Genomic DNA, 14,110 nt, shown 5'->3' on the forward strand with positions numbered 1-14,110 from the left:
GAATGTCTGTTAAAACTCGTTTTGCTCCATCTCCAACTGGTTATCTTCATGTCGGTGGTGCAAGAACCGCTTTATATTCTTGGCTACATGCTAAAGCTAATGAAGGGCAATTTGTATTACGAATTGAAGATACAGATTTAGAGCGTTCAACCCCTGAAGCGGTTGAAGCAATATTAGATGGAATGAAATGGTTAGAATTAGATTGGGATGAAGGCCCTATATTTCAGACTAAACGCTTTGAGCGGTATAAAACAGTTATCCAGCAGCTAGTCCAACAAGGAGATGCTTATCCTTGTTTTTGTAGCCGAGAGCGTTTGGATGAACTGCGAGAAAGACAAAAAGCGAATAAACAAAAAGCAAGATATGATGGTAAGTGTCGCCATTTAGAGGACAGTGATATTGATTTAACACAAGATCATGTTATTCGTTTTAAAAATCCTGAAGATGGAGAGGTTACTTTTAAAGATGTTGTAAAAGGTGAGATTACGATTGCCAATAAAGAGCTCGATGACTTAATTATTGCTCGTACTGACGGTTCTCCAACTTACAACTTCACCGTGGTTGTGGATGATATGGATATGGGAATCACACAAGTAATCAGAGGTGATGACCATGTTAATAATACACCACGCCAGATTAATATTTTTAAGGCCTTAGGTGCAAATGTGCCTGATTATGGACATGTTCCAATGATTCTTGGTGATGATGGTAAGAAGCTTTCTAAGCGTCATGGTGCTGTTAGTGTCATGCAATATAGAGATGACGGTTATCTTCCACAAGCAGTACTCAATTATTTGGTTCGTTTAGGCTGGTCTCATGGCGATCAAGAGGTGTTTTCTGTTTCGGAGATGATCGAATTATTTGATGTTAATGCAATTAATAAAGCACCATCTGCATTTAATACCCAAAAGCTAAACTGGTTAAATCAGCATTATATTAAATTATCAACAAAAGAAGAGCTCATGCCACATTTACAATGGCATTTAAAGAATGCCAATATATCTCTAGAGCAAGGGCCGGATATTGGTGAGTTAATCCCAGAGTTTGCTGAGAGAGTTCAAACACTTAAGGATATAGTGGCAGTAATAAAACCTTACTATAGTGACTTTGATAATTTTGATGAAAAAGCCGCTAAAAAGCATTTGCGTCCAGTTGCGTTTGAGCCGTTGACTGTCATACGAGCCAAATTAGCTAACTTAGATAGTTGGTCTTCAGATGCTTTACAACAAGCTATTGATCAAACTGCGGCAGAATTAGAGATAGGCATGGGCAAAGTTGGTATGCCATTAAGAGTTGCAATTACAGGTGCTGGAATGTCTCCTAGTCTTGATATCACGCTGAAGTGGGTCGGAAAAGAGAGAAGTCTGAACAGGGTAGATAAAGCGCTCAGTTTTATTTCCGAAAGAGCAAAAACAACGGAGTAATCCAAGTGTTTTTTAGCTATGATTTAATGAGGGATATATGATTTTTAAGCGGATTTTTCTAGTCACATTACTATTAGCTAGTTTTGCTGTCAAAGCTGATTTTGTGCAAATATTAACGCCTGAACCACAGCAAGGTAGCATGATTGTTGCTAAGTTAGTTAAAGGTGATAATGTTTACTTTAATCAGCATAAGCTTGTTAAGAGCGAGCAAGGTATTTTTGTGTTTGGAGTTGGACGCGAAGCACCTGAACAAGTGAACTTAGTGATTGAAGATAAAGGTAAAAAATACTCTCTGCCAATTAAAATAAAGCAACGTCAGTGGAAAATAGAACGTATTGACGGATTACCGCCAACAAAAGTTAACCCTAAATCGGCAGCAGTAATTGCTCGCATCAAGAAAGAAGCGAGTTTGGTACGTCAAGCTAGAGAGCAACTATCCAAAGCTGATTATTTTAGTAGAAGCTTTGTACTGCCAGCTAAAGGGCGTGTGTCTGGTGTTTATGGTAGTCAAAGAGTTTTAAATGGTGAGCCCAAAAGACCTCATTATGGGTTAGACATTGCTAATAAAACTGGTACCCCTGTAGTGGCAGCTGCGGCAGGAAAAGTTACATTAGCTCATAAAGATATGTTTTATTCCGGAGGAACATTAATCATTGATCATGGGCATGGAATTAGTTCTACTTATATTCATTTAAACTCAATAGAAGTGGCTTTGGGTGAACAAGTTAAACAAGGCCAGGTTGTTGGCAGTATTGGAGCAACAGGGCGTGCAACAGGCCCTCATCTTGATTGGCGGTTAAATTGGTTTCAAACAAGGCTTGATCCTCAACTTTTAATTCAAGATTTATAACATAAAAGGCAGGTATATATTATGTTAAGTTATTTAGAAGTTTCAGATGGGTTTATTCAGTTGGCTCAGCTGCCTCATTGTGCCCAAAATGAAAATTGGCTTAGTTTGCCTAATGGCGTAAGTATTCGGCTTTTAGATGCTGGGGTGCTTGAAGTTAAGCCTGAGTTTGACTCTAATAAAGCACTTGTTATTTCATGTGGCATTCATGGTAACGAGACTGCACCCATTGAAATTGTATCCCACCAAATTAGTCAAATTGTTACTGGCAGTATCCAGCCAAAAGTTAATTTGTTGTATATACTCGGCAATCCTAAGTCAATGCAAGTCAGCCAGCGTTTTGTGGCTCTAAATATGAATCGGTTATTTGCAGGTGCATATAAAAATTATACGCTTAATGAAGAAAATGAGTATGAAATAAGACGAGCAGAGCAGCTTGAAAAGTATGTTTCTGATTTTTTTACAACTCATTCAACGTCTGAAAAAGTGCATTTAGATCTGCACACTGCAATAAAGCCTTCCTATCATAAAACTTTTGCTATTAGACCATTTAACCCACAGAAAAAACGGCTTGATGATAATTCAAAAAGATTATTGTTAGCTATGGGAATAGAGGCGGTGTTACTACATAATAAGCCATCGACAACATTTTCTTACTATTCGAGTGAGTCATTTGAAGCTGAAGCTTATACACTAGAACTTGGCAAAGTAAAACGGTTTGGCGAAAATAACCTAAAGGATTTTTCTTACGCAATACGATGCCTTGATGCTTTAATCCAAGCCAACGATATTGCGCATTTTGATGCCAAAGAGTTGATCGAATATAAAGTTGTTGCAGAAATCATTCGTAATAGCGAAGAATTTAAATTTTATATTCACGAGAGCGTGGAAAACTTTACCTCATTCCCTCAAGGGTATTTGATTGCTGAAGATTTTGATTACAATTATCGTGTCGCTTTTGAGCGAGAGGCAGTCGTATTTCCGAATGTTAATGTACCAATAGGGCAGCGTGTAGCAGTAATGGTTACCAGACTACGAGATGATTAACAGTAAAGATTGTGAATTCTGTCGAGTTTATTGATAGATTATGAATTAATATAAATGCTGTAGTTTTGGCCCAGAATAATAATGGATAAGTATGAAAAAATGCCGTCAGTATATAATTGGGTTTTTTGCTGTTTTTGTTAGTCAACTTAATGCAATTGAGTTTGATGCCATTGCTCGTACGGGCATAGACAGTAACCCGCTATCGCTTTCTGATGAAGTTAACCCTGTGCAAGAAGAGTTTGCACAGGCTGGTTTTTACTCACAAAGTAGCCTTTATGATTTATTTTACTGGGATATTAATGTTGAAAAAGCACTATATTTTAGTGACTCGAGGATTGATTGGTTCGATTATGGGGCTGATTTAAAACTGGCGTCTGATTTTAAAGTGTTAGAAGTACCAATTGGTTATCAGATTGGGATTGATTATCAAGCTCATGATGAAACCTATGTGGCTAAGGAAACAGGCTTAGTTGCTACATATGATAATAACTCTATAGCTGATCGTTTTGACAATAAATATAAGGCTTATTATTTAGGCTTTTCTTATCCTATTAGTAGCGAGTCAGATATTTACATTCATTATAAAAATCAAGATAATAATTTTACTGATTTTGATTTTAATGGATTAGATAATTTAGATAATCTAGAAAAAGTGACAACTTTAGGTGTGACTTTTTATCCCCGTGACTCAGGTCATTTTTTTCTAAACTTTCAGCACAAAGTCAGAGAATATAATGATCGACGTGATAGAAATTTACTGGGTGAATTAATTGTTAATTCTAACCTGATTTTTAACGATTATATTACCAATGTTGGTTATATTTATAAACCTGAAAAAGGAACCCAGTGGGAATACAGTTTTTCTTATGTTAACCGTACAACCAATGGCACTCAATATTACGACTCACAGCGTGGCGAACTAAAGATTGTTGGTGATTATAAAATTGCAGATTATCATTTATTATCAGTTGGGTTGTTTTATCAGACATTTTTTTATGATCAAGATCTTGAGCAGTCGTTTGCTTATTTTGATCAAACCGATATCGATCAAAGCGGGGCTACTTTAACACTTGAATATACTTGGACTTTAGCAACATTATTTGAAACTAATTTATCCTTTTACGCCAATATTCAAGCTTCTCAGTTTGATAGCACAAACGAATTTTATGTTTATCAACGAAACCAGGCATCAGCAGGTATACGCTGGTATTTAGACTAAAGAATATTTATTTCTTGGGGTAAATTCTTTTTTCTCCAGGAGGTCTTGTCCTAAACCTTTGATGTAGCCACATATAGTCAACAGGATATAAGGTTAAATATTTTTCTAGATATTGGTTAATACGCATAGCGTCTTCTGTTTCATTCGCACCAGGGAAGTTTTCAAAAGGCGGATGAATTTCAAGTATCAACCCTTTGCCATTTTTAACTCTGCGCTGTGTAAAGGGGACTACCGTTGCATTGGTTAGTTTAGCAAACTTGGTTGTTGCTGTTATGGTCGATGCCATTGTTCCGAAAAAGGGAACAAATACTGCCGATTTATTGCCATAGTTTTGATCGGTTGCATACCAGACAATTTTATTACTTTTTAATGCTTTTACCGTACCACGAATATCGCTTTGTTTAAGCAAGCTTTTTACATGCCTAAGTCTACCTTGACGCATTTGGTTTTCAACTAATAGTGATTTATTCGGTTTATACATAGCATTTATAGGGTAATGTTTTCCGAGTAAAGAGCCACCAATTTCAAGACTGGTCATGTGAAAACTTAATAAAATAACGCCTTTATCTTTTGCTAATGCAGCATCTAAATGTTCGCTACCTTTTATTTCTGTGTTGTCAGCGTATTGGTGTAAATCAGAAAACCAGCATGATGCTGTTTCAACTAATCCTAAACTGGTCTCATAAAAATTATCAACAAGTAATTGCTGTCTTTCTTTATCTGATAGTTGAGGAAAGCAAAGTTTTAAATTAATTTCAGCTATTTTTTTTCGTCTGGAAGCTAGTTTAAGCATAAGCCAACTAATGAGTCGTGCCAGTTTTAGTTTAGCTAATAAGGGAAGCTTTGCTATTAGCCAGACAAAAGTAAACATAATCAATGCTGGCCAATACTTAGGACGAAGAATGAAATAAGAGGGCGAATATTGTACTTTTAAATTTTTATTTTTTTGCTTTGTCATAAGTTACGCGCAATACTTTGGAACATTTTGATAGTAAGTTTATTTTTGATATCAGCAGATTTCCATTTTGGATCAGCAGATGTTTTAACAATAACCGTTTCATATTGAGGAGATACATAAATATATTGGCCATAAATGCCTTTGGCTAAAAAGTCTCTACCTTCTCCTTGTGGTATCCACCACTGATAACCGTAATTTAAAAAAGGTTGGCTGTTGTGAGAGGCTGGGTCTTGTTTATTTATGTTTTGTCTACTCGTTGAGTCAATGACCCACTGTTGTGGAATGATTTGCTCACCATTCCATTTGCCTTTATTAAGGTATAATAAACCAAACTTTGCATAATCTCTTAAAGTTGCATTTAAGGTGCCAAAAGCTAATTCCATACCTTGATCATCTTTGAGCCACTTAGCATTTGAGCGCATACTTAGTTTACGCCATATCTTTTGTTCAAGGTAAGCGGAAGGAGATTGTCCAGTGGCTTGTTTAATTAACATGCCTAAAACTTGAGTGTCCATGCTGACATATCGATGTTTTTTCCCCGAAGGTTGTATGCTTTTAAGGCTTGCTGCAAAATCATTAATTGAGTGACCCAAAGCAATAACCCGACCCATTTTATTAATATCAGAGAAAAAATCAGCGTAGTCTTCGTTAAAGTCGACACCTGAACTCATATGTAGAATATGTTTAATCGGTACTCCATCGTAACCCGTATTGATTAAAGCAGGCACATATTGTGTGATTGGATCATTAATACTGCGAATAAACCCTTCATTTAAAGCGATACCAATTAATGCCGACACATAAGATTTATTAACAGACCAAGAAATGTTAAGCGTATCGATAGTGTTACCTAAAAAGTACTTTTCATAAAAAATTTGATTATTTTTGATAACAATAAAGCCGGTTGTTTTTGTATCATCAAGTAGCTTCTGTATTGAATAGGTTTGATCTTGATAGTTGAAGTGTTTGATAAGGGGTTGAGGTGATTGAGTTAGATTAAAATTAGACTTTCCTTTGATTATCACATTATGCGGAAAAATGTTTGCCATATGCTGAAAATTATAGGTAATACTATTTTCATTAAAGAGGAAAATAACTTTGTATAAGCGATACAGCTCTTTCTGATAAATGAAACTCCCGGTAATTAGTGCAATAACGACTAATAATAATGTGGTTTTGAGAGGTTTGAACGGGTTGTTTTTTAATAAACTATTAGGCGGGTGCATAAAGTTGCATAATGGACAATTACTAAAACCTAATTATAAGCGGCTAAATTCAAAGTGTCACATCCTTTCTCTAGAAAGAGCCAATAGTTAAAGTTTGAAACTATTGGCAGGCACTAAATTCACTTCAACCAGAATTTATGCAAGTGAGCTATCGACGACATGATAATCAGGATCTTCAATTAAATTTACTTCAACTAAGTCGCCGGCTTTAGTTAATAGTCGTCGGCATTCAGGACTTAAATGTCTGTAATGTAATGTTTTTCCGTTTCTTTCATATCTTTCTGCTAGTGAATCTATCGCTTCAATGGCTGAGTGGTCGTAAACTCTCGCATCTGCAAAGTCGACGATAACATCGTCTGGATCTGTTCGTGGAGAAAAAATATCTTGAAAGTTCTGGGTCGAACCAAAAAATAATGGCCCATGAAGCATGTATACTTTTGAGCCTTTTTCATTCACTGATTTACTAGCATAAATGATTTTGGCTTGTTTCCAAGCAAATACCAGTGCAGAAACGATAACACCAACAACCACTGCAATCGCAAGGTCGGCTAAAACAGTAACGCCAGACACTAAGATTATAATGATGGCATCTGACTTAGGTACTTTGTTGATCATATTAATGCTGGCCCATTCGAATGTGCCTAATACGACCATAAACATAACACCAACTAAGGCGGCTAATGGAATTTGTTCGATCCATTGAGAACCAACAAGAATAAATAAAAGCAGTGCTATTGCAGCTGATATGCCTGATAACCGGCCACGACCACCAGCGTTGATATTAATCATGCTTTGGCCAATCATGGCGCAACCACCCATTGCACCAAAAAAGCCACTGACTAAATTGGCTGAACCTTGACCAATGCATTCTCTGTTTCCTTGTCCTCTTGTTTCCGTAATTTCATCAATAAGAGACATGGTTAGTAAAGATTCAATTAAGCCAACAGCCGCTAAAATGAGAGAAAACGGAAAGATAATTTTTAATGTTTCAAAGTTTAATGGCACATCAGGTATTGAGAAGTTAGGCAGTCCTGCTGCAAGTGTTGCAGAAGGATTATTAGACTCGCTTCTAACAAAATCAATAACGTTTGGAATAGGAGCATCTAGGAAAATAACTAACCCTGTCACCACTAGTATTGCGGCCAGCGATGCGGGTATTACTTTGGTTATTTTGGGTAAAAAGTGAATAATAGACATGGTTAAAATTACCATACCTAACATCCAATATAAAACTTCACCTGACATCCATTCTTTCATACCTTCTGCATTTCTGACTTCGAACTGACCAAGCTGTGCTAAAAAAATAACAATAGCTAAACCATTCACAAAGCCCAACATAACAGGATATGGCACCATTCTAATAAACATACCCAGTTTGAATACGCCTGCTAATATTTGAATGATTCCGGTTAATACCACCGCAGCGAATAAGTATTCTACGCCATGTAATGCGACAAGACTGACCATTACAACAGCCATAGCGCCAGTTGCACCAGATATCATGCCTGGTCGACCACCAAAGACAGAGGTAATCAAACCGACTAAGAAGGCTGCATACAAGCCAACAAGCGGGTCGACCCCTGCAACAAATGCAAAAGCAACTGCTTCAGGCACTAAAGCAAGAGCAACAGTTAGACCAGAAAGAACATCATTTTTGATACTATAACGAGAACGAGTAATTAAATTAAACACAGACATGGGCAGGATGGTCATACAAGGGCGCGAATACTACACTAAGTTAGACCTGTGTCAATATTTAATCAAATATATTAAGTATATTTAAACTTGTTCTAGCAATGTTGCATGTGGCATAAATATGCAAACTAGTTATCACTTTTGATTCTTTAAAAATAATCTCAAAAATACATATTTAGTGATTTGAGGAGAAAGTGATATATAGGCTTTGTATTTATTAGTTAATATATCAATAGGTTATGTAATATATAAAGAAATTACTTTAATTTTAAAACTAATTTGAAATTGATATTATATTTTTAATAGCAAAATTTTATTTGCGGAACAATCTGTATCATCCTAATGTCTAAGGAGTGATATTAATAAAAATATTATTTTGAGGCTTGATTGATAAAGACTGAAATTTTTGATGGTGTAACTATATAGACAGAGGTAACTGCATATATGAAAAGACAGAAACGTGATCGGTACGAAAGAGCTCATAGCAAAGGGTTTACTGCGGGAATTAGCGGAAAGTCTAGCGAAGAGTGCCCATTTTCTTCAGCAGATGCTAGAGAGCAATGGTTAGGTGGATGGCGTGATGCAAGAGCAGAAATGAGTAAAGGGTATTTTACTTAAACAGTCAATATACAATTAGATACTTAGATAATACATTATTAAACCACTAAGTTTTAACTTAAAAATCTCCCAAAGCCTGCTTCTGCAGGCTTTTTTATTTCATATTTTTAATATTGAAAGCGATATCTTAGAAGGCAAGGGGTATATATCTAAACTCATACTACTGTTATAATACTTGGACCAGAAATTTTTAGTTCACAAATATGTTAGCTTCAACTATTCAGCAGTTCCCTTTTCCTAAACCACCTAAAGTGTTGTCAGCATCAGAAGCCGATTATTACAATAGCCTCTGTACAGAAAAATTAATCGAAAATAATGCCGTTTTAATAGCACATTATTATACTGATCCCGCTGTTCAGAAGTTGGCAGAAGCAACCGGAGGTTTTGTTGGCGACTCTCTTGAAATGGCAAAATTTGGGGCTGCGCATAAAGCGACTACTTTAGTCGTTGCTGGAGTCAAATTCATGGGTGAAACTTCCAAAATGTTAAGCCCCGATAAGCGAGTTTTAATGCCTACACTTGAAGCAACTTGTTCACTTGATTTAGGTTGTCCTGCTAGTGAGTTTAAGCAATTTATTCAACAAAACCCTGAGCGTACCGTTGTTGTTTATGCTAATACTTCTGCCGAAGTTAAAGCACTTGCAGATTGGGTGATTACAAGTAGCATCGCAGTGGAAGTGATAGAGCATCTTGATGCAAAAGGAGAAAAAATTCTGTGGGGGCCCGATCGACATTTAGGCGCTTATATTCAAAAGAAAACTGGTGCTGATATGTTATTGTGGCAAGGCCACTGTGTTGTACATGATGAGTTTAAATATAAAGCTTTAGAAAAAACAGCCAAAATGTACCCTGAAGCAGCAGTTCTCGTTCATCCTGAATCTCCTGAATCTATTATTAATTTAGCCGATCATGTTGGCTCAACTTCACAACTTATCAAGGCGGCAGCGCAACTGCCAAATGAACAAATTATAGTAGCGACTGATAAAGGTATTTTTCATAAAATGCAACAAGCCGCACCTAACAAGGAGTTAATCATTGCACCAACCGCAGGTGAAGGTGCAACCTGTCAAAGTTGTGCTCAATGTCCTTGGATGAGAATGAATGAGTTATCTAATCTTGCTGAAGTTTTTGAGCGTAATGATAATGAAATTTTTGTAGAGCCAGAATTGATTGAAAAAGCATTAATTCCTTTATCAAGAATGGTTAATTTTAAACGCTAAGTTAAAAAGAGTAGGGGAATAGTATAGGCTATGCCCCTTAGTTTCATTGGTTAAACACTGTAAATTAAAAAAAAGCAAACAGACATTTAAAGTTTGGTAGAGAAATTAGGGCCGCTACTTTTGGGTTTACTTTTAGGCTCCATATTAGCGGTTTTACCGCCACTCTCAGCAAGACGCATTTGAAGGTTAAGATCGGTTCTTGATTCTGCAAACTTAAGCGCATCATCTCTTGAAATAACCGCATCTTTGTATAGTTTAAATAAAGATTGGTCGAATGATGTCATTCCGTCCATATGGTGTTTCTCTATGGCTTTTTTAAGTTCTTCTAGATTACCTTTTTGAATAATTTCTTGGATATCTGGTGCTTTCATTAGTATTTCTAAAGCCGCTACTCGCTTACCTTGTTGGCTCATAACCAGACGTTGTGAAATAATCCCGTTAAGTACACTGGAAAGTTCCTTCATTAAAGAGTCTCGTTGTTCTGAAGGTATCATGTTGCGTATACGTTCTAACACTTGCTTTGAATTATTCCCATGTATCGTAGCTAAACATAAATGGCCTGTTTGAGCATAACTAAGAGCATATTGCATTGCTTCTTGATCACGTATTTCACCAATTAAAATAACATCTGGTGCTTCACGCATCGCATTTTTTAAACCATTATGGTAGCTTTTCGTGTCAACACCTATCTCTCTTTGATCGATAATTGATAATTTATGTTCGTGTAAAAATTCTATCGGATCTTCAATGGTTAGTACGTGGCTTGTGTCGCGCCGATTACGATAGTCAATCATTGCTGCAAGGGTTGTTGATTTACCGCTACCTGTTGGCCCGCAAACCAAAACTAATCCAGAACGTCCCATTACTAAATCAGCAACTGCCTTAGGTAACTTTAGTTCTTCTAAATTCGGGATATCCGATTTTATATGACGCATAACCATGCCTACTTCGCCACGTTGCATAAAAACGTTTACCCTAAAACGACCAATATCACCAACTGAAATTGCAAAGTTTTGTTCCCATTCTTCTTCAAATTCTTGAATTTGTTTGTCATCCATGAGTTCATAAGCAATATCTCGAATTGCTCCTGGTGGCATAGCACCTTGCCCCATTGGGGTGGAAACTCCTTCAATCTTCATGTGAGGAGGTGCTCCTGTACTAAAAAACAGATCTGAGGCGTTTTTTTCCGCCATTAAGCGAAGTAATAATTTTATATCCATCGAGAGCCCTATTTTTTGTTAATATTCATTCAATTCTAAGATTCAGAATCAGATACACTCAATTCTACATATCGGCAGTTTTTATCATAGACCTAAAATTATCTTTTATAAAGCATTGCCATTTAAAAGGATATTGTATAATCTACGCGCCTTGTTAACCTTTGTTATTTTATAAGCTTAGGTTGCAAAATAGACTTTTTCGCTACTTGCTTATTTATTATTCAATAGTCATTGAATCATTATTAAATAATAGAATCAAAAGCATAAATACGAGTAAAAATAGTTTCAAGTGTTTTGCTGAGATTAGTAAGTTGTGATAATTAGGTGAGGTGTCCGAGTGGTTGAAGGAGCACGCCTGGAAAGCGTGTATAGGTTAACACCTATCGAGGGTTCGAATCCCTCTCTCACCGCCAGATAAAAAATACTGGTTTTATTTTTTGGAGTGTATACAATACGCACTCACATTATGGTGGTCCTATTGGTCCTCTCGCAATGATAGATTGTGAACTCCGCCAGGCCCGGAAGGGAGCAACGGTAGCAATTGACTCATGTGCCGGGATGTGGCTGGTAGGACTGCCACCCAATTTCATTACTTCTCTATCAATCCTCAAATAAACCTGTGACACTTTATTGGCATAGATTATAATAGCGTCTATTTCTAGAATTCTAAAATAATGAGTTGCGATTGATGAGTTATCAAGTGTTGGCAAGAAAGTGGCGTCCTAAAGACTTTTCGGAGCTTGTTGGTCAACAGCAGACCGCACAAGCCCTGACTAATGCATTAGAAAGCCAACGCTTGCACCACGCTTATCTTTTTACCGGAACACGTGGTGTTGGTAAAACTACAATTGCTCGAATTTTATCCAAAAGCTTAAACTGCGAAAAAGGGATCACTGCCCAGCCTTGCGGCGAGTGCAGTAGTTGTGTTGAGATTGGGCAGGGGAATTTTGTTGATTTATTAGAAATAGATGCGGCGTCGAAAACCAAAGTTGAAGATACAAGAGAGCTGCTAGATAATGTTCAATATCGTCCAACTCGTGGTCGCTATAAAGTTTATCTAATCGATGAAGTTCATATGTTGAGTGGGCATAGTTTTAATGCTTTACTGAAAACACTTGAAGAACCTCCTCCGCATGTTATTTTTTTATTAGCGACAACCGATCCTCAGAAAATGCCTGTTACTGTTTTGTCTCGTTGCTTGCAATTTCATTTGCGTCGAATGGAAGAAAGCGAAATTATTAACCATTTAACCAATATTCTTTCGGCTGAGCAGATTCAAGTTGAAGAGGGGGCATTAGAACCAATCGCTAAAGGTGCAGATGGAAGTATGCGTGATGCTTTAAGTTTACTTGATCAAGCGATTGCTTATTGTGGTGGACAAGGTGTTGGCAAACAAGTTGTATTAGATATGCTAGGGAGCATTGACCGAGAATATGCGTTTCGACTCATTGCTGCAATTTGCGATGATGATGCGAATAAATTGCTTCAAATAATTGAAGATATTAGCCAATATTCGCCCGATTATAATGAATTGCTTGCAGATTGGTTATCATTATTACATCAAGTTGCGGTTGCTCAAGCAATAGGGAATAGCGAAGATTCCCAAGTTGAGCAGCTAGCTAAAATAGTCAGTGTGGCAGACATTCAATTATTTTATCAACTGTCTTTACATGCTAAAAGAGATCTTGCTTATGCGCCTCATCCTCGTCAAGGATTTGAGATGGCAATGCTGCGTATTTTATCTTTTAAACCTCAGACAAAACCTTTAACTCCGGGCCCTAATAACAATCATAAAAATCATACTGCCCCCGCAGTTTTAACAACTGAACCAGCGAGCACCAAAGCTCCTTCTTTGGTGAATACTTCTGTTGAAAGTAATCATAATTTAGCGAAAGAAATGTTAAATAAAATAGAGCCTACCGCTGAGGTTAGTTCGCTTCAAAATAATATGGCTGAGCTAAAAATTGATAACTCTAAAGCTGATAATATATCTGAACTTAAGGAACAAAAGTCTCATTTAAGTGTAGTAGTGAACAACGATTTATCTAAAGCTTCTAATCATACAGTCGAAAAAGAAGCATCAACAGCCAATCAGGTAAAAGAGAATACAACAGCTGCAACTTATGATGTACCGACTAATCAGTTGAAAAATATTAACTTGGATAATTCTCAACCAAGCAATGCAAATGAAATCATTACTGCTTCAGAGAGTTATGTGCAAGTTGAAATCGATCAGGTAACCGCTGAAAATTGGTTTAATGTTGTTGGTGGTTTAACGATTGAAGGGGGCGGTTTACAAGTGTTATTAAATTCAATTGCTGTTTATGAGTCAGGAAAATTAATGATCAATTATTTGTCTAAAGTTGAAACGCTTTTAACTGAGAATGCCTTAAATTGTATTAAAGCGGATTTAAAAAATTATTTTTCACAAGACACTTTAACTATTGAGTTCAATGCTGTTAGCACTATTGAAGAAACCAGTGAGACCCCCAAAATTAGAATGATGAGACTGTATGAGTTAGCAATTGATAAAGCACATCAAAAATTGTTATCGGATCCACAAGTTAGTTATATGATTGAAAGTCTTGATGCAACTTTAGCTAGAGACTCAATTAAGTTAGTCAATTAGAATTATT

Annotated in this window: 11 protein-coding genes, 1 tRNA gene and 1 other RNA gene; 9 read left to right on the top strand and 4 right to left on the bottom strand. The window is 36.6% G+C overall.

Annotated features, from left to right (window positions below; genetic code table 11):
• Positions 1-2 precede the first annotated feature (2 nt).
• From gltX to ACT5E3_RS11050, 4 genes are all read left to right on the top strand, one after another.
• Entirely contained in the window at positions 3-1,424 is a 1,422-nt protein-coding gene (gltX, locus tag ACT5E3_RS11035) for a glutamate--tRNA ligase (protein ID WP_444998363.1), read from the top strand.
• A 37-nt stretch (positions 1,425-1,461) separates the two neighbouring features.
• Complete coding sequence (locus tag ACT5E3_RS11040; protein ID WP_444998364.1) at positions 1,462-2,274, top strand: M23 family metallopeptidase; 813 nt, start codon at positions 1,462-1,464, stop codon at positions 2,272-2,274.
• Between the two features lie 21 nt (positions 2,275-2,295).
• Positions 2,296-3,318 (top strand): succinylglutamate desuccinylase, encoded by a 1,023-nt coding sequence (gene astE / locus ACT5E3_RS11045; RefSeq protein ID WP_444998365.1) that lies wholly within the window; start codon positions 2,296-2,298, stop codon positions 3,316-3,318.
• A 91-nt stretch (positions 3,319-3,409) separates the two neighbouring features.
• Positions 3,410-4,537, top strand: a complete 1,128-nt coding sequence (locus ACT5E3_RS11050) for a hypothetical protein (RefSeq protein ID WP_444998366.1) — start codon at positions 3,410-3,412, stop codon at positions 4,535-4,537.
• Positions 4,538-4,544: 7 nt separating this feature from the next.
• Here ACT5E3_RS11050 and lpxL read toward each other — a convergent pair whose 3' ends face one another.
• From lpxL to ACT5E3_RS11065, 3 genes are all read right to left on the bottom strand, one after another.
• Positions 4,545-5,495 (bottom strand): LpxL/LpxP family Kdo(2)-lipid IV(A) lauroyl/palmitoleoyl acyltransferase, encoded by a 951-nt coding sequence (lpxL, locus tag ACT5E3_RS11055; protein WP_444998367.1) that lies wholly within the window; start codon positions 5,493-5,495, stop codon positions 4,545-4,547.
• Positions 5,492-6,721: a serine hydrolase domain-containing protein gene (locus tag ACT5E3_RS11060; protein ID WP_444998368.1), complete on the bottom strand. Its 1,230-nt coding sequence runs from the start codon at positions 6,719-6,721 to the stop codon at positions 5,492-5,494. The genes lpxL and ACT5E3_RS11060 overlap by 4 nt, the downstream gene beginning before the upstream one ends.
• A gap of 135 nt (positions 6,722-6,856) precedes the next feature.
• Positions 6,857-8,419, bottom strand: coding sequence for a SulP family inorganic anion transporter (locus ACT5E3_RS11065; RefSeq protein ID WP_444998369.1), 1,563 nt, complete (start codon positions 8,417-8,419; stop codon positions 6,857-6,859).
• Positions 8,420-8,860: 441 nt separating this feature from the next.
• Between ACT5E3_RS11065 and rmf the strand changes: the two genes are divergently transcribed.
• Complete coding sequence (gene rmf, locus ACT5E3_RS11070; protein ID WP_444998370.1) at positions 8,861-9,034, top strand: ribosome modulation factor; 174 nt, start codon at positions 8,861-8,863, stop codon at positions 9,032-9,034.
• 203 nt (positions 9,035-9,237) lie between these two features.
• A complete protein-coding gene (gene nadA / locus ACT5E3_RS11075; RefSeq protein WP_444998371.1) occupies positions 9,238-10,254 on the top strand; it encodes a quinolinate synthase NadA in 1,017 nt (338 codons plus the stop codon).
• 86 nt (positions 10,255-10,340) lie between these two features.
• Here the strand turns inward: nadA and ACT5E3_RS11080 are convergent, their stop codons facing one another.
• Positions 10,341-11,474 carry a PilT/PilU family type 4a pilus ATPase gene (locus ACT5E3_RS11080; RefSeq protein ID WP_444998372.1) on the bottom strand — a complete coding sequence of 378 codons (1,134 nt, stop codon included), beginning with the start codon at positions 11,472-11,474 and terminating at the stop codon, positions 10,341-10,343.
• A 323-nt stretch (positions 11,475-11,797) separates the two neighbouring features.
• Here ACT5E3_RS11080 and ACT5E3_RS11085 point away from each other — a divergent pair.
• The 3 genes from ACT5E3_RS11085 (at position 11,798) to dnaX (ending at position 14,103) form a co-directional block, all read left to right on the top strand.
• A tRNA-Ser gene (locus ACT5E3_RS11085) sits at positions 11,798-11,887 on the top strand.
• 63 nt (positions 11,888-11,950) lie between these two features.
• Positions 11,951-12,047, top strand: an RNA gene (gene ffs / locus ACT5E3_RS11090) — signal recognition particle sRNA small type.
• 115 nt (positions 12,048-12,162) lie between these two features.
• Positions 12,163-14,103: a DNA polymerase III subunit gamma/tau gene (dnaX, locus tag ACT5E3_RS11095; RefSeq protein WP_444998373.1), complete on the top strand. Its 1,941-nt coding sequence runs from the start codon at positions 12,163-12,165 to the stop codon at positions 14,101-14,103.
• Positions 14,104-14,110 lie beyond the last annotated feature (7 nt).

This window comes from Aliikangiella litoralis, assembly GCF_052495765.1.